At 68.5% G+C, this 17,611-nt stretch carries 19 protein-coding genes, 2 pseudogenes and 1 riboswitch; of the genes and pseudogenes, 11 read left to right on the forward strand and 10 right to left on the reverse strand.

The window, feature by feature from the left end:
- Positions 1 to 21: 21 nt before the first annotated feature.
- The 5 genes and pseudogenes from RVF83_RS03880 to RVF83_RS03900 all read left to right on the forward strand — a co-directional run.
- Positions 22 to 312 (forward strand): annotated as a pseudogene (locus tag RVF83_RS03880) (ABC transporter permease); the annotation flags it as partial.
- Positions 305 to 1,174 carry an ABC transporter ATP-binding protein gene (locus RVF83_RS03885; protein WP_005194793.1) on the forward strand — a complete coding sequence of 290 codons (870 nt, stop codon included), beginning with the start codon at positions 305 to 307 and terminating at the stop codon, positions 1,172 to 1,174. The pseudogene RVF83_RS03880 and the gene RVF83_RS03885, both read left to right, overlap by 8 nt.
- Complete coding sequence (locus RVF83_RS03890; protein WP_005194791.1) at positions 1,171 to 1,917, forward strand: ABC transporter ATP-binding protein; 747 nt, start codon at positions 1,171 to 1,173, stop codon at positions 1,915 to 1,917. The genes RVF83_RS03885 and RVF83_RS03890 overlap by 4 nt, the downstream gene beginning before the upstream one ends.
- 43 nt (positions 1,918 to 1,960) lie before the next feature.
- A complete protein-coding gene (locus tag RVF83_RS03895; RefSeq protein ID WP_005194790.1) occupies positions 1,961 to 2,671 on the forward strand; it encodes a TetR/AcrR family transcriptional regulator in 711 nt (236 codons plus the stop codon).
- A gap of 187 nt (positions 2,672 to 2,858) precedes the next feature.
- Positions 2,859 to 3,507 (forward strand): annotated as a pseudogene (locus RVF83_RS03900) (pyridine nucleotide-disulfide oxidoreductase).
- Here RVF83_RS03900 and RVF83_RS03905 read toward each other — a convergent pair.
- The 4 genes from RVF83_RS03905 to RVF83_RS03920 all read right to left on the reverse strand — a co-directional run bounded on the left by RVF83_RS03905 (position 3,459) and on the right by RVF83_RS03920 (position 8,002).
- Positions 3,459 to 4,721, reverse strand: coding sequence for an oxygenase MpaB family protein (locus tag RVF83_RS03905; protein ID WP_005194788.1), 1,263 nt, complete (start codon positions 4,719 to 4,721; stop codon positions 3,459 to 3,461). The pseudogene RVF83_RS03900 and the gene RVF83_RS03905 sit on opposite strands and share 49 nt — an antisense overlap.
- A gap of 64 nt (positions 4,722 to 4,785) precedes the next feature.
- Positions 4,786 to 6,366 (reverse strand): MFS transporter, encoded by a 1,581-nt coding sequence (locus RVF83_RS03910; protein ID WP_005194787.1) that lies wholly within the window; start codon positions 6,364 to 6,366, stop codon positions 4,786 to 4,788.
- A gap of 108 nt (positions 6,367 to 6,474) precedes the next feature.
- A complete protein-coding gene (locus tag RVF83_RS03915) occupies positions 6,475 to 6,663 on the reverse strand; it encodes a hypothetical protein (RefSeq protein ID WP_005194786.1) in 189 nt (62 codons plus the stop codon).
- 154 nt (positions 6,664 to 6,817) lie between these two features.
- Positions 6,818 to 8,002, reverse strand: a complete 1,185-nt coding sequence (locus tag RVF83_RS03920; protein WP_039879896.1) for an ATP-grasp domain-containing protein — start codon at positions 8,000 to 8,002, stop codon at positions 6,818 to 6,820.
- Positions 8,003 to 8,231: 229 nt separating this feature from the next.
- On the opposite strand from RVF83_RS03920, the gene RVF83_RS03925 reads away from it, so the two are divergent.
- The 4 genes from RVF83_RS03925 (at position 8,232) to RVF83_RS03940 (ending at position 11,458) form a co-directional block, all read left to right on the forward strand.
- Positions 8,232 to 9,392 (forward strand): DMT family transporter, encoded by a 1,161-nt coding sequence (locus RVF83_RS03925; protein WP_005194784.1) that lies wholly within the window; start codon positions 8,232 to 8,234, stop codon positions 9,390 to 9,392.
- A gap of 63 nt (positions 9,393 to 9,455) precedes the next feature.
- Entirely contained in the window at positions 9,456 to 10,322 is an 867-nt protein-coding gene (locus RVF83_RS03930) for an SCO6745 family protein (RefSeq protein ID WP_005194782.1), read from the forward strand.
- Positions 10,319 to 10,780, forward strand: coding sequence for a nuclear transport factor 2 family protein (locus tag RVF83_RS03935; protein ID WP_005194781.1), 462 nt, complete (start codon positions 10,319 to 10,321; stop codon positions 10,778 to 10,780). Before RVF83_RS03930 ends, RVF83_RS03935 begins: the two co-directional genes overlap by 4 nt.
- Before the next feature lie 9 nt (positions 10,781 to 10,789).
- The gene (locus RVF83_RS03940) at positions 10,790 to 11,458 is read left to right on the forward strand and encodes a phosphoribosyltransferase (protein WP_005194779.1); all 669 of its coding nucleotides are present in this window, start codon (positions 10,790 to 10,792) and stop codon (positions 11,456 to 11,458) included.
- 77 nt (positions 11,459 to 11,535) lie between these two features.
- Here RVF83_RS03940 and RVF83_RS03945 read toward each other — a convergent pair whose 3' ends face one another.
- The 5 genes from RVF83_RS03945 to thiO all read right to left on the reverse strand — a co-directional run bounded on the left by RVF83_RS03945 (position 11,536) and on the right by thiO (position 15,414).
- The gene (locus RVF83_RS03945; RefSeq protein WP_005194778.1) at positions 11,536 to 12,294 is read right to left on the reverse strand and encodes an ABC transporter permease; all 759 of its coding nucleotides are present in this window, start codon (positions 12,292 to 12,294) and stop codon (positions 11,536 to 11,538) included.
- Complete coding sequence (locus RVF83_RS03950; protein ID WP_005194776.1) at positions 12,291 to 13,277, reverse strand: ABC transporter ATP-binding protein; 987 nt, start codon at positions 13,275 to 13,277, stop codon at positions 12,291 to 12,293. The genes RVF83_RS03945 and RVF83_RS03950 overlap by 4 nt, the downstream gene beginning before the upstream one ends.
- 61 nt (positions 13,278 to 13,338) lie before the next feature.
- The gene (locus tag RVF83_RS03955; RefSeq protein ID WP_005194774.1) at positions 13,339 to 14,160 is read right to left on the reverse strand and encodes a thiazole synthase; all 822 of its coding nucleotides are present in this window, start codon (positions 14,158 to 14,160) and stop codon (positions 13,339 to 13,341) included.
- Complete coding sequence (gene thiS / locus RVF83_RS03960) at positions 14,153 to 14,353, reverse strand: sulfur carrier protein ThiS (protein WP_005194772.1); 201 nt, start codon at positions 14,351 to 14,353, stop codon at positions 14,153 to 14,155. Before thiS ends, RVF83_RS03955 begins: the two co-directional genes overlap by 8 nt.
- The gene (gene thiO, locus RVF83_RS03965) at positions 14,350 to 15,414 is read right to left on the reverse strand and encodes a glycine oxidase ThiO (protein WP_005194770.1); all 1,065 of its coding nucleotides are present in this window, start codon (positions 15,412 to 15,414) and stop codon (positions 14,350 to 14,352) included. Before thiO ends, thiS begins: the two co-directional genes overlap by 4 nt.
- Positions 15,408 to 15,517, reverse strand: a riboswitch (TPP riboswitch). (Overlaps the previous gene by 7 nt.)
- Positions 15,518 to 15,564: 47 nt before the next feature.
- Here thiO and thiE point away from each other — a divergent pair.
- Entirely contained in the window at positions 15,565 to 16,236 is a 672-nt protein-coding gene (gene thiE, locus RVF83_RS03970) for a thiamine phosphate synthase (protein ID WP_051989239.1), read from the forward strand.
- 369 nt (positions 16,237 to 16,605) lie between these two features.
- Positions 16,606 to 16,974 carry a hypothetical protein gene (locus tag RVF83_RS03975; RefSeq protein ID WP_005194766.1) on the forward strand — a complete coding sequence of 123 codons (369 nt, stop codon included), beginning with the start codon at positions 16,606 to 16,608 and terminating at the stop codon, positions 16,972 to 16,974.
- On the opposite strand, the gene RVF83_RS03980 is transcribed toward RVF83_RS03975, so the two are convergent.
- The gene (locus RVF83_RS03980) at positions 16,971 to 17,453 is read right to left on the reverse strand and encodes an NUDIX hydrolase (protein WP_005194765.1); all 483 of its coding nucleotides are present in this window, start codon (positions 17,451 to 17,453) and stop codon (positions 16,971 to 16,973) included. The two genes, RVF83_RS03975 and RVF83_RS03980, sit on opposite strands and share 4 nt — an antisense overlap.
- Between the last annotated feature and the right edge of the window lie 158 nt (positions 17,454 to 17,611).

Below are 17,611 nucleotides of genomic sequence, written 5' to 3' on the forward strand. Positions count from 1 at the left end.
GAAATTAATGACTCAGGACACTATGTCGGCGGCATCACCTCGTTTGCCGGCGCCGTCATCGCAGGCATCATCGGACCGCTCGGGGTCGGTTATGTGTTCCTCACCCAGACACTGAGTTTCGGCGAGTACTACGAACTCATCGCCGCGGGAAGCCTCCTGTTGATGGCGGTGATGAACCCCGTCGGCGTGGCCGGCGCGCCGTCGGAACTCGGTGACCGCATCCGGGCCCTTCGGCACCGCCGAGAACCGGAGCCGAAACCCGAGGCGCCCGGTACTGCGGCGCAGAGTGCAGAGGCAGGTACACGTGTCTGAGGCGACGGTCCCGGAACGGACCACCCTGCTCCACACCGGTGGGCTCTCCGTCCGCTACGGCGGTGTCAGCGCCAACTCCGACGTCGACATCACGGTCGGCGCCGAAGAGATCGTCGGCCTGATCGGCCCCAACGGTGCGGGCAAGACCACTTTCGTCGACGCCGTCACCGGCTTCACCAAGGCCACCGGCACCGTCTCGCTGGCCGGTGAGCGCCTCGAGAAGGCCTCGCCGCACCGTCGGCGGCGGGCGGGAATGGCACGCACCTGGCAGGCCGGCGAGCTGTTCACCGACCTCAGCGTCTCCCAGAACCTAGCCGTCGCCGTCCAGCCCGTCGGCCTGCGCGCGATGTTGTCGGACGTGATCAACGGCTCGCGGCCGCCCGCCGAGACCATCGACCACGCACTCGATCTCGTCGGTCTGCGCGACGCCGCCGATCAGCTTCCCGGCGAACTCACCCTGGGACAACAGAAGCTGGTGGGGGTGGCCCGGGCCCTGGTCGGCGGGACCCGACTCGTCCTGCTCGACGAGCCCGCGGCCGGCCTCGACACCCATGAGAGCCGCGACTTCGGTGCCGAACTGCGGCGCATCGCCGCCACCGGCATCGGCATACTTCTCATCGACCACGACATGTCGCTGGTCCTCGACGTCTGCGACCGCCTTTACGTGCTCGACTTCGGGAAGGTCATCGCCAGCGGCACACCCGCCGCCATCCAGGACGACCCGGCGGTGATCTCCGCGTACCTGGGCAGCCCGGAGGTGGACCCGGATGCGGTCGCCGAGCGCGACACAACCGAGTCATCCGGCGAATCACCGGATCTCGCAACCGGAACCGGACCGACCACACCTGAGGAGAACCGATGAGCACGACGATCGACGCCTCCTCGGCGTCCCCTGTCCTCGAACTCGACGACATCACCGTCGGCTACGGCGGGGTGCCCGCCGTACGCGGCCTGAGTGCCTCGGTGCGCGCCGGAGAGATCCTGGCGCTGCTCGGCCCCAACGGAGCAGGCAAGACGACCACGCTGCTCGCCACCGTCGGCGCCCTACCGCTGATATCGGGCACCGTCACCGCGCTCGGGGAGCCGATCGACCATCACATCGAACGCAACGCCCGCCGCGGCGTGACCCTGGTCCCCGACACCCGCGGCCTCTTCCACAAGCTGTCGGTCTCGGACAACCTGCGACTTGCCAAGCACAAGAACGGAACCGAACTCGACACGGTCTTCGGGTACTTCCCGAAACTGAAGACCATGCGCTCGCGGCAGTGCGGCAACCTGTCCGGCGGCGAGCAGCAGATGCTCGCCCTGGCCAAGGCACTCCTCGCGCGCCCGCGCGTTCTGCTCATCGACGAGATGAGTCTCGGACTGTCTCCGGTCGCCGTGCAGGATCTGCTCCCGCGACTACGCTCGTTCGCCGACGAGCACCGGATGGCGGTGGTCCTCGTCGAGCAAGACATCGACCTCGCCCTCGGGATCGCGGACTCGGCGATCATCCTCCATCACGGCCGGGTGGCCCTGTCGGCGAGCGCCGCCGATCTGCGCAGCCGACGAGACCTGGTGGAGGCCGCGTACTTCGGCCGCACCATCTCCGAGCAGGCCTCCTGAGACCGGTCACGACGAACGCGACCACGACGAACCCGGGGACGATGTGGCCACCGCCGACGATCCGCACACCGACGATCGATCTGCACCGGGGACCGAGCGGTCCCCCGAGGGACGGGCCGGGCACGAACGCCCGGCCCGCAGCACCAGGAATCGCCCGACCGACGAGCAACTGCTCGATGCCGCCTGCGAGGTGATCGCCGAGGTGGGTGCCGACCGCGCGACGATGACCGCGATCGCCGAACGCGGTGGCACCACCCGGGTGACGCTCTACGCACACTTCGGGTCCCGCGATGATCTCGTCGCCCGCGTGATCAACCGCGAACTCGACACGTTCACCTCGTTCATGTTCCGCGTCTATGACGAGAGCGAGGACATGCCCTACGGGGCGCGGGCGCGGTACTCGGTACAGTGCCTCTTCGACTACGCCCGGAACCATCCTGCGGGCCTGCGGGTCCTCATGGGACACAGCGAGGGCCACGGCAATCGGCGCCTGTACGCCGCTCTCGAACCGAGGATCGCCGCACGGCTGCGCAAGAACTACGCCGACAGCGGCGCCGGGATCGCCGCCAGCGCGGACACCCTCGCGTCGCTGCTGCTCGGCATGAGCCTCGACGTCGCGCATCGTGCGCTCATCGTCGACGGCGCCGGCATCGACGAGGCCTGCGACCTCGCCATCACCGCCACCATGGCCGTGCTCCGCGACGTCCGGCCGGAACAGCTCCAGGCACTCGACGCGTCGCTCGAAGAACGCTGACACCCTGCCGGAGACCTCTGCCCGGTGTAGCTCCGTCCAAGGCGACCCGAGACGGTCCAAGACCCGGACAAGTCGACCCCAAGTTCCCCACAAGCGGACCGGGCGATTCTTTCTCCTGTCACAGAAACCCCCGCGGTCGAACCGCCTCCGGCACCCCGGACGTCGACCGCCCAGGAGAGGAAACCGCATGTCCCGCCCGCAGAACACCCAGCCCGGCACCGATCACCCCGAGACCGCGCAGATGAACCACGCGCAGATCGGCCCCGTTCCCGGCCCCCGCCGACCGCTGTGGCAGATCGGCCGACGCGCCACCGTCATCGTCGCCTGTCTAGGCTTCAGCGCCCTCGCGGCCTGCAGCTTCAGCATCGGCACCCCAGACCGTCGAGGAGGCCTCCGACATCGACGTCGGCGAGTGCCTGCAGATCGGCGAGGAGGCCGGCGAGGGAAAGGTCAAGGCCACCAAGGAGGACTGCGAGGGCACCGAGGGCCTCACCTTCTTCGCGGCCGACAAGGTGGGGTCCGACTCGGAATGCACCGCCGACTTCACGTCGACCCTCACCTTCTCCGGCGGCGACCAGAAGCTCTGCATGACACCGAACTTCGCGACCGACACCTGCTACCAGATCCCACTCAACGGCGGAAAGCTCGCAGACTACCGCGAGGTCGAATGCAGCGCCTCCCCGGTGGAGAGCACGGTCATCGCCAAGACGGTCAGCCGGGGTGACGGATCGATCAGCTGCCCGGACGACCAGACGAAGTGGACCTTCACGCAGCCCGCCTCGATCGGCTACTGCCTGACCGAGGACGTCACCGCTGCAGGCGCATTCGGCGGCTGAGCAGTCGGACCGTCGACCGGCGGCTGGCCCGACGATGCGGAGTTCGCGGCCGCATCGACCAGACCATGGGTGACCCCGTAGTCGTCGCGCATCCGGGCCATCTCGGCATCGCGCACGCGGTAGGCCTTCTCGATCCGAGCACGAGCGCGCCGTGGACCGCCCAGACGCTGCGCCGAGCCGGCCAGCGCGAGAGCCGGGCCGACCCGACCGAGGACGTGCTTGATCCTCCCGTCCGGTATACCCAGGGCATCGGCGTCGTGATCGCCGATGAACACCCGCTGCAACCCGTACATGAGGTTGGTGGCCAAGCGGTCTCGCAGGACACGCGGTCCGGGCAGTGCATTGGCGAGCTCCGGGACGAGATAGTCCTCGGTGAGAGCGACCACGAAGTCGTGATCGTCGGGCCCGGGTCCCGGTGACGTCAGGCGGTACAGCTCTTCGATGCGGACATGATCGGCCTCGCACGCCGGATCGAGTTCGGGGCTCATCCCGACGACATGGCCGACGTAACGCCAGAGGTGGTAGATGTCCTCGAGCTCACGGTCGGTGAACCGGACCCCGAGGGTGTGCATCGCGTCGATCGCGATGTGGCCGAACTCGGCGATCGTGAACGCCATGTACGGCTGCGGAATCGGTACGCCCCAAGCATTTTCGTCCCAGTCCCCGCGCTCCCACAGCATCTGCCGTACGTGCGCGTGGATCATGCGGACGCGCACGGTGTAGGCGAAACCGTTTCCGTCGCGGCGCATCCCGCCCGGGGTGATGACCTGACTCAGCCACTCCCCCACCTCCACCGACCGCATCGCCGGGTGTGACACATAGCGTCCGGTGATCGCAAGCGGTTTGGCGGCGATCGTGTTGCCCGCGCCGCGCACCAGCGAGGCCGCGCCCAGCACGATGCCGAGCGGCGCGGTGTTGACGATGAGCGCGTCCGCGGCCCGGGCCATCCGATCGTGGTCGACCCAGTCCGGCTCGTCGTCGAGAAGAGCGAACAGGTCCCGCATCGACTCGGTGGACTCGTCAAGCGATCCGATCCCGTGGGCGAGCGCTCTCCGGAGCACGGTGGTCGTCGACCCGCCCGGATGCGAGTCGGCCGCCACTGCGTCGGCGAGGGGATCGGCGAGCCACATCTGGGCGAGCCAGACTCGTCCGGCCTCACCGTATCGCTGTACGGCCAGGTCGGCGTTGACCAGATCAGTCGGTATCCGCCCCATGACACAATGAGAACACGTGCGTGCTCACTTTCCATTCGTTTTCCCGCGCGGGGCGAGAGCGACCTCAGAGCCTGCGCTGCTTCGCGTACTCGGCCATGGCCGCGCGCTCGCCGTCGTGATCCGGGTAGTAGACGAACACGATGGCGGCACCCACCAGCACGATCGCCGCGGCGGCACCGTAGGCACGGTTGTCCCCGTGCACGAAGGCGTCCCGGGCGGCGCCCATGATCTGATCGGCGTACTGCGGATAGCGCTCGGCGAGTACCTCGGCGCTGGAGAAGGACTTGGTCAGCGCCGCCTCGGTCTGTTCGGTGACCTGATTCGCCTGCGGGGAGTTCGCGATCGTCTCCCGCAGCTGGTTGGCGTACCCGGCCGTGAGGATGGCACCGAGCGTCGACTGCAGGATGGCTCCCCCGAGGTCGCGTTGCAGGTCCGACATGCTCGATGCCATGCCCGCGCGCTGGACCGGCACCGATCCGGTGAGTGACTGCGACGCCGGGGTGCCGGCCAGGCCCACGCCGATGCCGACGAGGACATAGACGAGCCCGACGTGCCAGAAGTGGGCGTGCTCATCCCAGGTGAGCATCGCGAACACCAGCCCGAGAACGATGAAGGCGTAACCGGACAGCAGGGTGGACCGAGACCCCATGCTCTGCACGAGTTTGGCCGACCGCGGTGCGACGACGACCATCGCGCCGGCGGCGGGCAGGATCGTCGCGCCCGCGGCGAGGGTCGAATAGCCGAGCACGTTTTGCATGTACTGCTGGCCGATGAACATCGCGCCCATGAGCGTGCCGAAGACGATGAGTCCGCCGAGCGCCGCGACCCAGAAGGTCCGACGGGACGCGATGCGGAGGTCGAAGAGCGGAACACGGACGCGGAGTTGCCGCCACACGAATCCGGCGCCGGCGACGACAGCGATGGTGGCGAGGATGTAGACCTGCAGTCGCTGATCGCCGTTGGGCGCGAAGTTGATCGCGAGGACGAGCGAACCGACCATGACGATCGAGACGATGCCGCCGAGGTTGTCGACGACCGCGGCCTCGTCACCGGTGTCGGTGGGCACCAGCCACCATGCCGCCGCCAGCGCGAGCACTGCCAGCGGCAGGGTCACCAAGAACACCGAATGCCAGTCGAACACCTCCAGGAGCCCACCCGACATCACCGGGCCGAGAGCGGAGATCGCTCCACCGAACGCCGACCAGGCGGCGATCGCCCGGGTGCGCTTGGCCCCCGACCAGAGTGCGGTGATCACCGCGAGGGTCGTCGGGAAGGCCAGACCGGCCGCGATACCGCCGACGAGTCGGGCACTGAACAAGACCTCGACGTTCGGCGCAAAACCGGCCACCAGCGACGCCGGGATCGACAGCGCCATGCCGAACACGAGCATTCGCTTGCGGCCGTGGCGATCTCCGAGCGCACCGAAGTACAACACCGACGCGGCGAGCCCCAGCGAGTACCCGACAGCGATGAGATTGAGCTGCGTCGAACTGGCGTCGAGGTCCTTGCCGATGTCGGGCAGGGCGACGTTGGCCACCGCGAGGTTGATGTTCGCCACGCCTGCAACGAGAATCAGGGCGACGAGGATCGCACGCGCGCGTGGCGGTGCGGTACCCGTTTCCACCTCGGGCGTCGTCGACGTCATCGGTGAATCGTACGTGCGGATTCAGTGCCCGAGCAGGACTTCCGCGCGTCAGCGGCACGGAATTGTCACGCCCCGGGGGCAAGCGACCCCGGGACGATCGTCGTGCCGTCAGATGCAGATGCTGAACGACAACGAGCCCAGCGGGACCCCGAAGCAGAGCGCCACGGATCCCACGACGGGTTGCGCCTCGACCGGCGCCGCGGCGGCGGTGGGCGCACCGGCAAGTCCGAGTGCGCATGCCGCGGCCACCGTGGTGATCCCGACTGTCAGACGACGAGTGATCTTGGATGTGTACATAGCGAGCCCCCTCGAGCACGTTTCCCCCACACCGAACCCGCTCACGTGACCCATCGCCGCAGGTGGTGCTAGGTGTCGAGTCTACGCCGGCGGGGCAGGGGATCCTGTCGCACATCTGGGGGACACCGGGTGAGAACGGTGCCGAGCAACGAACTCAGAGGCTGATCCGCAGACCGTCCCACTCGTGGTCGTGCATGAAACCCTCGGCGAGCCCGACCCGGTACTTCACACAGCTGCGGAGGATGCCCGCGTAGGCGAGCGGGAGCAGGACCGCAGGCTTCTGGTCGCCGGACCGGGTGATCACGTCCGACGCGCCGCGGAAGTCGCGAGCGAACTGCCGGAGCGTCCGGCCGTTGCGAGAGGCCGCACGCCAGCCGTAGAGCATCATGCCGAGACCGATCATCTTGTCGACACCCGGTGCGGGCGTGATGATCTCGGAGTCGGGGTCGGAGGTACCGAGGAAGGCTCGGTCGACGCCGTCCTCCGGGGAGAACATCATGATGCCACTCGTCGCACGCGGATTGCACTCGATGCAGAACAGATCGTCGTCCGGTCCGTCCTCGATGAAGTCGAAGCCGATCTGCCCGGTGAAGTTGACGCGCTCGACGATGTCGGCGACCCACGCCTGGATCCGCGGATGGTCGACGGACCGGAAGTTCAGGCATGAGCTGCCGTCGATGGCGTAGTCGACCGGATAGGTGGCGTGCGCATAGATCCGGCCCTCGTGGCACACCGAGTAGGTGCAGTACTTGTCGCCCGACACCCATTCCTGCGCGACCCACGGGTTCTGCTCGTCGTGCTCGAGCCACGTGAGCGGGTCCCCCGGCTGCACCTTGTGCACCTTCTGCGAACCGCGCGAATAACACCGCTTGAGCGCGAAGGGCTTGCCGAAGTCGAGCGAACCCGCATCCTCGGGCCCGGCGACCCGCGCGAACTTGCGCGTGGGGATTCCGAGTTCGACGAGCAGTTCCTGGAATTCGTATTTGTGGTGCAGCCGGTTCTCGATGTCGAAATCGGAGAGGAAGAGCCGGCACGTCGGCGGGAACAGTTCGGCCAGCATCGCGATGATGTCGGTTTCCTCGTGCACCGGGATCACCATGTCCACGTCGTTCTCCTCGACGATCCGCGCGAGGGCACGGCAGTACTCGAGCGGCTCGAACTTCGGCGGTGGGACACGGTGGAATTCGCCCACCGCGTTGGAGAATCTGCTGATGGCGACGGGTATCGAGTCGACGGTCGTCACGCGATGACCACCCGCGGCCATGAGTCGTGCGAGTTCCAGCGAGAGGAACGACCTACCGAAGGTGATCAAAACATGAGCTCGTCCAGCGCTGTCCACCCGAGAGAGTCTAGGGGGTGGTCGGGACCCTGGCGCGCGGCATCGGCTCCACGCCTGTTCAATGGAATCGGACCCTGCGGGAATATTCGGTACCGATCTGTCGGTTCGTCCTGTTAGTTTCCGCAGGACCGCACTCTGTGCCGGTTGAGCCTGTGGTGGCAGGCAGACGGATCGGGCGACGGACCGGACGACCCCGAGACCTGGGGGGCCGGACCGAGTTGGAGGAGGCATGCAACTGTTCGTGGTCGGCGTCATCGCCGCATGCCTGGCTGCTGTCGCATACGGCATGTCGACAGTTCTCCGTGCGCTCGGCGCGCGTCGTGTGGCCGCGGCCGCCGCCGAAGAGGGCAAGGGCATCACGACCGAGACCGGTGCACCCACCATCTCCTCGACGATGTCGACCTTCGTCGATCCCGCCTTCATTCTCGGCACCACGATGGTCGTCTTCGGTTTCGCCGGCGGAGCGCTCGCCGCGCGGTTCCTCCCGCTCTTCCTGTCGCAGACCATCGTGTCGGCGAACCTCGTCGTCACCGCGCTCCTCGGCACGATCATCCTCAACATCGCCCTGCACACCCGCGAATGGGTCGCCATCTGGCTCGTCGTGATGTCGCTGTGCCTGCTCGGTGTCTCGTCGTCGCATCACACCGGCGGCGGCGAAGAGGTCGGTTTCCACTGGGGCCTCTTCCTGGCGACCCTCGCGTTGTGCGCCTTCGCGCTCGTCGCCGTCTACAACCTCGGTTCGGCCGCCGGCGCCATCGTCGGTGGTGCCGCCGCAGGCCTGTTGTTCGGCATCATCGCCATCGCGGTCCGCATCCTCGACGGCGTCGATCCCTTCGATCCGGTCGCCCTCCTGACCGACCCGGCGGCGTGGACCATCGCCGCGGCCGGCGCGGTCGGTTTCTACATCCAGACCGTCGCCCTCCAGCTCGGCGCCGTCAACGGCGTGACTGCCGTGCTGGTGGTCGGTGAGACCGCCGGGCCCAGCCTGGTCGGCGTCGTGTTCCTCGAGGACTCGGCCAAGCCCGGACTCGGCTGGCTCGCGATCCTCGGGTTCGTCGGTGCCGTCATCGGCGCCGTGTTGGTGGCCTGGTACGGCTCGGTCGACCCCGACCATCTCGGCGAGGCACCGCCGATGAAAGGCGGCTGGCGTCGCGGACGCGAGGAACCGGAGGGCTCCGAGTCCGAAGAGGTCGGTGCCGAGAACTACGCCCCCGACGAGTTCGACCCGGATTCGTTCGAGGCGGATTCGTTCGAGGCGGAGGTCTTCGAGGCGGAGTTCCGCAGCGACCCGGATGATCCCGGCGCGCGCACCGACGACGCCGGGCCGCGTCCGGACGGCTCCGCTCCGGACGATCGATCCGTCGGTAGCCGCGACTCGCGGCGCAACTGACCGCGAGCGTCCATCTCCGCTAAGGTGGTTGACACCCGTACCGCCGGTGGAGAAGGTGGGGTGATGACGCCCACAGCGACGGAGTCGCTCTCCCGCCTCGCCTACGAAACCCTCGAACCCTTCCACATACTCGCGTACTTCAACCCGGGACTCCGCTCCGCACAAGAGGACACCGGTCTCGACGGCCACGCCTTCTATGTGGGCGCACGCGGAGCTCCCCTCGGCCCCTGCGCCGCCCCGGTCGTCTCCGCCGCGTTCTACAACTTCAACCCCGACCTGGTCGCCAAGTCGTGGCAGGCTGCGGTCGACGTCGGCCTCGACCGTGTCCACGAACGCCGCCACGCGATGCTCGACGATTCCTTGCGGCAGATCCTCGGCGACTCCGCTGATGACGCCCTTCTCGACGAACTCGCCGCCGAGTACGCCCGCCTCGCCGCGAACCTACCGCTCGGCGGCCGCCCCCTCGCCGCGGCGTGGGCGTCGGCGCCGATCCCGGACACACCGCGTCTGAGGTTGTGGCAGGCGATCGCCGTACTGCGGGAGTGGCGGGGCGACAACCACATCGCCGCCCTCGTCCTCCACGGCCTCAACGGCTTCGACGCCGCGGTCTTCCACGAGGCGCAGCTGCCCGATCCGTCGGTGAGGCGCCGGGTGATGGGCAAGCGCGTCGTGCTCCTCACCCGCGGCTACGCCGAACAGGACTGGGAGGACAGCATCGACCGGCTGGTGGAGGCGGGCCTGGCCGAACGGTCCGACGACGGCCATCGACTCACGGCGCAGGGCGCCGCGGTCTACGACGACATCGAGGCCACCACCGACGCCGCGGGTGAGTCGTTGTGGGCGGGCAGCTCCGAGTTGCTCGGACGAACCCGTCCGATCGTCAAGGCCGTGCTCGATGCCGGCGTCCTGCCCGGAACGAGGCACAAGTGAGCGATCACAGCGATGACGTGCGCGAGATCGAGAACCTCAAGTACCGCTACCTGAGAGCACTCGACACCAAGGACTGGACGGCATTCGCGTCGACACTCACCGAGGATGTGACCGGAAACTACGGCGCGAGCCTGTCTTTCGGCAACCGCGACGAGCTCGTCGGATATATGGAGGCCAACGTCGGCCCCGCGGTCATCACCGAGCACCGCGTGAACCACCCCGAGATCGAGGTCTCCGGTGACACCGCCAGCGGCCGTTGGTATCTGCAGGACCGAGTGATCGTCACCGAGTTCTCGTTCATGCTGATCGGGGCCGCCTTCTACGAGGACACCTATCGCCGGACCGAGGACGGCTGGCGCATCAGTTCCACCGGCTACGACCGCACCTACGAGGCCACCATCGGGCTCGCCGACCTGCCGAGCTTCAAGCTCGCGGTCGGTCCCGCGGTACGCATCTGAGGACCTGACATGTCCGGCCGCGTCTTCCCCGATCGGGTCGCGGCGGGACGTGCCCTCGGCACGCGGGTGGCCGAGGTCCTGCAGGCCCGGGACGATACGCGTTCGGCGAGACCGGTGGTCATCGGACTTGCCCGCGGCGGCGTGCCCGTGGCACGAGGGGTGGCCGATGCGACGAACGGCGATCTCGACGCCCTCGTCGTGCGCAAGATCGGTGCACCGGGACACGAGGAGTTCGCGATGGGCGCACTCACCGCCGGTCATCTCGTGGTCAACGACGACATACCCCGCCGATTGGGTGTCTCGCGCGCCGAGTTCGACGCCGTCGCCGACCGGGAACGTCGCATCCTGCACGATCGTGAGGAGCTCTACCGCGGCGGACGTCCGCCGGTCGAGGTCGAGGACCGCGTCGTGGTGCTGGTCGACGACGGCCTCGCCACCGGCTCGACGATGGCGGTGGCCGTCGACGCGATGGATGCGGCTGGTGCGGCACGGTTGATCGTGGCCGTGCCCACGGCACCATCGGATTCGGTGGGCCGGCTCATCGATCGCGGCGTCGACGAGGTCGTCGTGCTGACGACGCCCGAACCCTTCGAGGCCGTCGGACTCTCCTACGACGATTTCAGTCAGGTAGAGGACGACGAGGTGATCGCGTGTCTGGATCGCGATCACCGTCCTTGAGCAACACCTTCGCCGATGCGCGATCTCCTCTTCCCGACGCCCCGTGCGGGACCGGGGGTCACGCTGAGACCCGCTGACTACGCATCCCGGGCACTGGTGACGAAAATGGCGATGGCCAAGAGGATTACGGTGAACACCGCGAAGTACGCCAACGAGCCGTACGCGTTCCAGTGAAAAGTGCTGTCACCGCCGGACAAGAAGTTCCACCCGTTGAGGAACGGCAGGAACGGCGTGATGTTCTCCCCGATACGCGGGAGCACCGAGAGGATGCGTTCGAACGCGAACATCCATCCCAGCACGATCGCCACCGCTCCGGCGGAATGTCGAACGAGAGCACCCACCGACAACCCGATCAGGGCGCACAGCATCGCGAAAACCGGAGTACCCCACAGTTGCCGTACCGTGTTCGGGCCACCGAGCGCGATGCCGTTACCGGTGAGCGCCTGCCCCAAGACGACCCCGAGCAGGCCCACGATCGCGGCCGCCACGAAGGTGAGCCCGCCGAACACGACGGTCTTCGCGAGGATCACGAGCGGCCGCCGGGGAACCGCGGCGAAAGTCGGCCGGATGGTGCCGAACCGATACTCGGTGGTGACGCCGAGAACGGCCATGATCGCGAAGACCGCGACCCCGAACTGGTTGACCCCGACCAGGTAGTCGATCGTCCGGGTGTCGACCGACGCAGTGTCGGCGTACCCGCCGGACAACAGCCAGCCGAGGAGTACCGCGACACCGAGACCGAACACGACGACCATCGCGAGGCACCAGTACGGGGCCCGGGTGCTGGACAGCTTGATCCGTTCGGCGTCGACCGCCGCGAGAGCCTGGCCGATCATCGTCGACTCCCTCCCGCGGTGCCCTGACCGCCCTGAACTCCCGGTTCGGGTTCGACGGACCGGAAGCCGTCGCCCCCGTGATAGTCGACGACGTGTGCGGTCATCGACATGAACACCTCTTCCAGCGAGGCCGATTCGGCGGCAAGCTCGTGCAGCGTCACGCCGGCCGCGGCGGCGATGTCCCCGACGCGGTCGGTCGTCGTGTCGGGTACCCGCATCACCGGCCGTCCCGCGGCATCGGGTGCACCGGGCGCCGGTGCGAGGCCGGCCGCTTCCAGTGCGGAGTGCAGTTTCTCGAGTTCGGGTCCGCGGACCCGCACCGACTGCCGGGCCCGGCCGGTGAACTCGCCGACCGAGCAGTCCGCGATCAGACGTCCCCGGCCGATGACCACGAGATGGTCTGCGGTGAGGGACATCTCGGTCAGCAGATGACTGGAGACGAGTACGGTGCGGCCCTCGGCGGCCAACTGCCGCATGAAACCCCGAATCCACACGATCCCCTCGGGATCCAGGCCGTTGACCGGCTCGTCGAACAACAGGGTGTGCGGATCGCCGAGCAGCGCACCCGCGAGCCCCAGCCGCTGCGACATACCCAGCGAGAACCCGCCGGCGTGCTTCCGGGCCACCGATTCCAGCCCGACGATCTCGAGTACCTCGTCCACCCGAGACCTGGGAATCCGGTTGCTCGCCGCGAGCCAACGCAGATGCGAACGCGCACTCCGATTGGGATGCACCCAGTGTGCGTCGAGCAGTGCGCCGACCTGGCGCAACGGATGGTCGAGATCGCGGTAGGGCACGCCGTTGATCGTCGCGGTCCCCGACGTCGGGCGGTCGAGTCCGAGCATCATGCGCATCGTCGTCGATTTGCCGGCACCGTTGGGCCCCAGGAAGCCGGTGACCCGCCCCGGCCCCACCTCGAAGGTGAGGTCGTCGACGGCGCGCTGACTCCCGAAATCCTTCGTCAGATTCGTTACCCGCAACACGACTCGACCATAGCCGTCGTTCGGTGGCCCGCCGGGCTTGTCGTTGAGACGGTATGTCGACTCAGGCGCGATCCGGCGTCGGCGACGACGCCTGCGCCCAGAACCGCTTGGGGATTCGACCCGCCCGCGCGGCGAGTCGTCCGGCGATCACCGCGTACCGCATCGCCGACGCCATTCGCTCGGGATTCTCCGCGCGCGTGACCGCGGTCGCGAGAAGCACTCCGTCGCAACCGAGTTCCAGAGCGCGCGCCGCGTCGCTGGCGGTACCGATACCCGCGTCGAGGATCACCGGGAGCGGATCGTCGAAGGCCGTGGAGCAGTGGTCGACGATCATCTCGATGTTGTGCGGGTTGAGGATTCCGAGTCCGGTCCCGATCGGCGAGCCGAGCGGCATCACCGCGGCGACACCGAGGTCGGCGAGTCGCGCGGCGAGGACCGGGTCGTCGTTGGTGTAGGCGAGCACCACGAATCCGTCGGCCACCAATGCGGCGGCGGCGTCGACGAGTTCGACGGCATCCGGCATCAGAGTGCGTTCGTCGGCCACCACCTCGAGCTTGACCCAGTTCGTCTCGAACGCCTCGCGGGCCAGCTGTGCGGTGAGCACCGCCTCGGCGGTGGTGTGGCATCCGGCGGTGTTGGGGAGGACCGCGATGTCGAGGCGGCGCAGCAGGTCGAAGACACCCGTGCCCGACGCGGCGTCGACGCGACGCACGGCCACGGTCGTGAGTTCGGTGCCCGAGGCGATGAGCGCACGCTCGAGGGACGCGAGATTCGTCGCGCCACCGGTTCCGGTGATGAGGCGGGAGGAGAACTCGCGGCCGGCGATCCGGAGCGGGTCGGCCTCGGCAACGTGTGCGCCGTCGATGACGCCGGACTCAGCCACCTTGCACCGCCGTGACGATCTCCACGACCGCTCCCGAGGTCATCGTGTGTGCCGACCAGCGTCCGCGCGGTACGACCGTGCCGTCGACGGCGACCGCGATCCCGCGGTCCGGCAGGCCGAGCCGGGTCACGACATCCTTCACCGACTCGTCGTCGCCGACATCGAGGTCCTCTCCGTTCACGGTGATGGTCACGCTGACGCTCCTTCCAGAATCCCGAGCACCTTGTCCGCCGTGCCCGGTGCGAGGACGATGCCGTTGCGGCCGTGGCCGGTCGCGACCACCGTCCGGTCGTCGATACGCTCCACGATCGGCAGGCCGTCGGCGGTGCACGGACGCAGTCCGACGCCCACCTCGGTCAGTTCGTAGGTGCGCAGCCCGGGCATGACCTCGATCGCGTCGTTGAGCAGATCGGCCACGCCACCCGCCTGCGGGTTGCGGTCTCCGAAGTCCCCGGCCTCGTATTGTGTTGCGCCGATTACGATCCCGTCCTCTCGCGGAACCAGGTACACAGCCCGGCCGTGGAGTCGGGCACGGACCACGTGTCCGGGCGTCGGGACCGACCACCGGGTCCGGCGCAGTCGGAGGATCTCCCCCTTCGCCGCGTGGAGCGGTACGTCGGGGAGCAATGCCGCGGTGCCGAGCCCGGCGGCGAGGAGGATCTGGTCGCGGGGGCCGGCGAGTTCACGCGCGACGGCAAGGCTTTCCACTCGCGCATCCGTGAACCGCACCCCGGCCGCGGCCCCGGCGCTGCGCAGGGTCGCCAGCAGCCGCCGGTTGTCGATGGACCACTCCCCGACCGCCCGGTACCCGCCGACGAGTCGCGAACTCAGCGATGGCTCCAGCGAACGGATCTCACGACCCGTCACCGTGCTGAGGGTGGCATCGGTCCGCGGCTGGGTGGCCCAGACGAAATCTGCGAGGTGGCGCAGATACTCGGCGTCGGCCGCCGAACCGGCGACGAACAGGGAGTCGGTGGCCGTCACGATCGCGGTGTCGTCGAGCCGTTTCACCAGAGTCGGCCAGCGCCGCACCGATTCGACCGACAGCGCGAGTGCGGCCTCCTCCCCCGGATGGCCCTCGCCCAGCGAGCCGAGCATGCCGCCGGCAACCCACGAGGCACGCTCGTCGTGACCGGCGTCGACGACGAGCACCTGCCAACCGGCATCGGCCGCAGCGAGCGCACAGGTCAGACCAATGACGCCACCGCCGACGACGGTGAGCGCACGATCGAATCGTGCTGGGGTATCACTCAAGCCAGATCACCTTCCTTCGCCGGAATGACCCGGATCAGGTTCGACGGTCTGCGGAGGGGTCCGCACTCTCAGCCCGCCTGCCCGGGCTCCCGTGTGTTCTCGCGGTCCACCCTACGCCCGGCCGCCCGCCGCGGGGCTAGCCTGGTCGCCGTGACGACTGCTTCCGAACCGCGCCGCCGCCTGGATTCCGCCCGGCTCTACCTGTGCACCGACGCACGTCGCGAGCGCGGCGACCTGCTCGAGTTCGTCGACGCGGCCCTCGCCGGCGGCGTCGGCATCGTGCAACTACGAGACAAGGGGTCGGCGGGCGAGAAGAAGTTCGGCACGCTCGAGGCGCGTGAAGAACTCGAGATCCTCGCCGCACTGCGGGGCGTCGTCGACGCCCACAGCGCACTGCTCGCGGTCAACGATCGCGCGGACATCGCCGCGCTCTCGGGCGCCGACGTCCTCCACGTCGGACAGGGCGACCTCCCGCCGCACGTGGCGCGTGGGATCGTCGGACCCGACACGATCATCGGGGCGTCGACCCACGATCCCGAGCAGGCCACCGCTGCCGCCGCCGACCCCGACGTCGACTACTTCTGCGTCGGTCCGTGCTGGACCACCCCCACCAAGCCGGGTCGTAGTGCCGCCGGCCTCGACCTGGTGACGACGACCGCCGAGGCCTCCCCCGACAAGCCGTGGTTCGCCATCGGCGGCATCGACGCCCCACGGGTGCCGGAGGTGACCGCCGCGGGTGCCCGCCGGATCGTCGTGGTGCGGGCGATCACCGCCGCTGCCGATCCCGCGGCCGCGGCTGCGGACCTTCTCGGCCGGCTGTAGCGCCGCCTGCCGAGAGGCGCCGGAGGCGGTTCTCCGGGGGCGGTTGTCGGGAGCGGATCGCAGGCCGGAATCTGTTTGCCTGATCCGGACACCGCGGTCTAGCCTGGACGGATCATGATGTGCATCAACCGCGTGCTCGTAACCCGCCGCAGCGGGGTCTGATTCTGACCGACCCCCCGCTGCGGGTCGGTTGCGCGCTCCAGTCGGTCATCCGTTCTTCGACCGAATTCGGGTTTCGAGATGCATCTTCTTCATCTGCCCCACCCACCCTTCTCACGACACGGGCACGCGACCGCGCCGTCGGGAGATTCCGTCACCGAGCACTTCGGCCGTCCGCTGCCGGCAGGTATGCGCGAGGAGGCCATCGGGATGAGCTGGCAACACTTCACCGAAAAGTACGCCTGCGGAGGTGCCATCCGCCTCGGATCGTGGTCGGTCGCACCGGCACGGCAGGACCTCGTCGAATGCCGCGCGACCATCGCGATCGGCGATCGCATCATGTCGTGCAGCGCGGTCGCCGCCGGACCACTCGGCGCGATGACGTCGATCCTGTACGACCTCGGCGCACCCGTTCAGATCCTGCGGCTGCACCAGCGCGAGGTCGACGGGGCGATCGCCACGTTTCTGCTGTGCGAGAACGACGGCCGGCAGGTGTGGGCCCTCGGCGAGGGCGGCACCGGGGACGAGGCGAACATCGCCGCGCTGATCTCCGGCGCCAACCGGCTGCTCGGCTCCTAGCCCTGCGGGTCGAGTGCGGCGATGCGCTCGCGCAGCGTGGGCCAGGCGCGGCCGAACGCCGGATGCAGCGGGAGCTGATCGACGTGCTGCTCTTCGACCCAGCGCAGTTCCGTCGACTCGAAGTTGGCGACCGTGCGCACCGGCGCGTCGGTCTCGGCGATGACCGTCGTGTAGGTCCAGCCGCCCGGTGACTCGTGGGTGACGACGGCGGCGACGACCCGTAGCTCGGTGCTGTCGATGCCGGCTTCCTCCTCGGCTTCCCGCATCGCGGTGTCGATGGCGCCCTCATGGGAATCCCGCGCACCTCCGGGCAGGGCCCAGGTCCCGCCCTGATGGGACCACGCGGCGCGATGCTGGAGCAGAACGCCTGTCGCGCCGTCGACCAGCGGAGCCCGGAGCAGCAGACCCGCCGCGCCGTGAACACCCCAGTACCGTGAACCGTCGGGATCGATCACCCAGCCGTCGCCGTCTCCGCGCACCACGCCTCCTTGCAGCCCGGCGAGCCGAACGCCGGATTTCCTCCACCGTAAGTGAGACTCGCGCGACCTGCCAGGGCGATCAGGAACCCTCGGCGTGGCGACCGTGATGCACGGAGGAACCCTCCTCGATGGCATAGGCTGAAACACGCACGACCCGG

Source organism: Gordonia rubripertincta, assembly GCF_038024875.1.
In the GTDB taxonomy this organism is placed as follows: Bacteria; Actinomycetota; Actinomycetes; order Mycobacteriales; family Mycobacteriaceae; genus Gordonia; species Gordonia rubripertincta.

Excerpts from the sequence above, each read along its gene's own strand:
- RVF83_RS03905 (WP_005194788.1), bottom strand. The coding sequence starts at position 4,721 with ATGGGGCGGATACCGACTGATCTGGTCAACGCCGACCTGGCCGTACAG.
- RVF83_RS03975 (WP_005194766.1), top strand. The coding sequence starts at position 16,606 with ATGAGCTGGCAACACTTCACCGAAAAGTACGCCTGCGGAGGTGCCATC.
- RVF83_RS03915 (WP_005194786.1), bottom strand. The coding sequence starts at position 6,663 with ATGTACACATCCAAGATCACTCGTCGTCTGACAGTCGGGATCACCACG.
- RVF83_RS03910 (WP_005194787.1), bottom strand. The coding sequence starts at position 6,366 with ATGACGTCGACGACGCCCGAGGTGGAAACGGGTACCGCACCGCCACGC.
- RVF83_RS03930 (WP_005194782.1), top strand. The coding sequence starts at position 9,456 with ATGACGCCCACAGCGACGGAGTCGCTCTCCCGCCTCGCCTACGAAACC.
- RVF83_RS03940 (WP_005194779.1), top strand. The coding sequence starts at position 10,790 with ATGTCCGGCCGCGTCTTCCCCGATCGGGTCGCGGCGGGACGTGCCCTC.
- RVF83_RS03925 (WP_005194784.1), top strand. The coding sequence starts at position 8,232 with ATGCAACTGTTCGTGGTCGGCGTCATCGCCGCATGCCTGGCTGCTGTC.
- RVF83_RS03890 (WP_005194791.1), top strand. The coding sequence starts at position 1,171 with ATGAGCACGACGATCGACGCCTCCTCGGCGTCCCCTGTCCTCGAACTC.
- RVF83_RS03945 (WP_005194778.1), bottom strand. The coding sequence starts at position 12,294 with ATGATCGGCCAGGCTCTCGCGGCGGTCGACGCCGAACGGATCAAGCTG.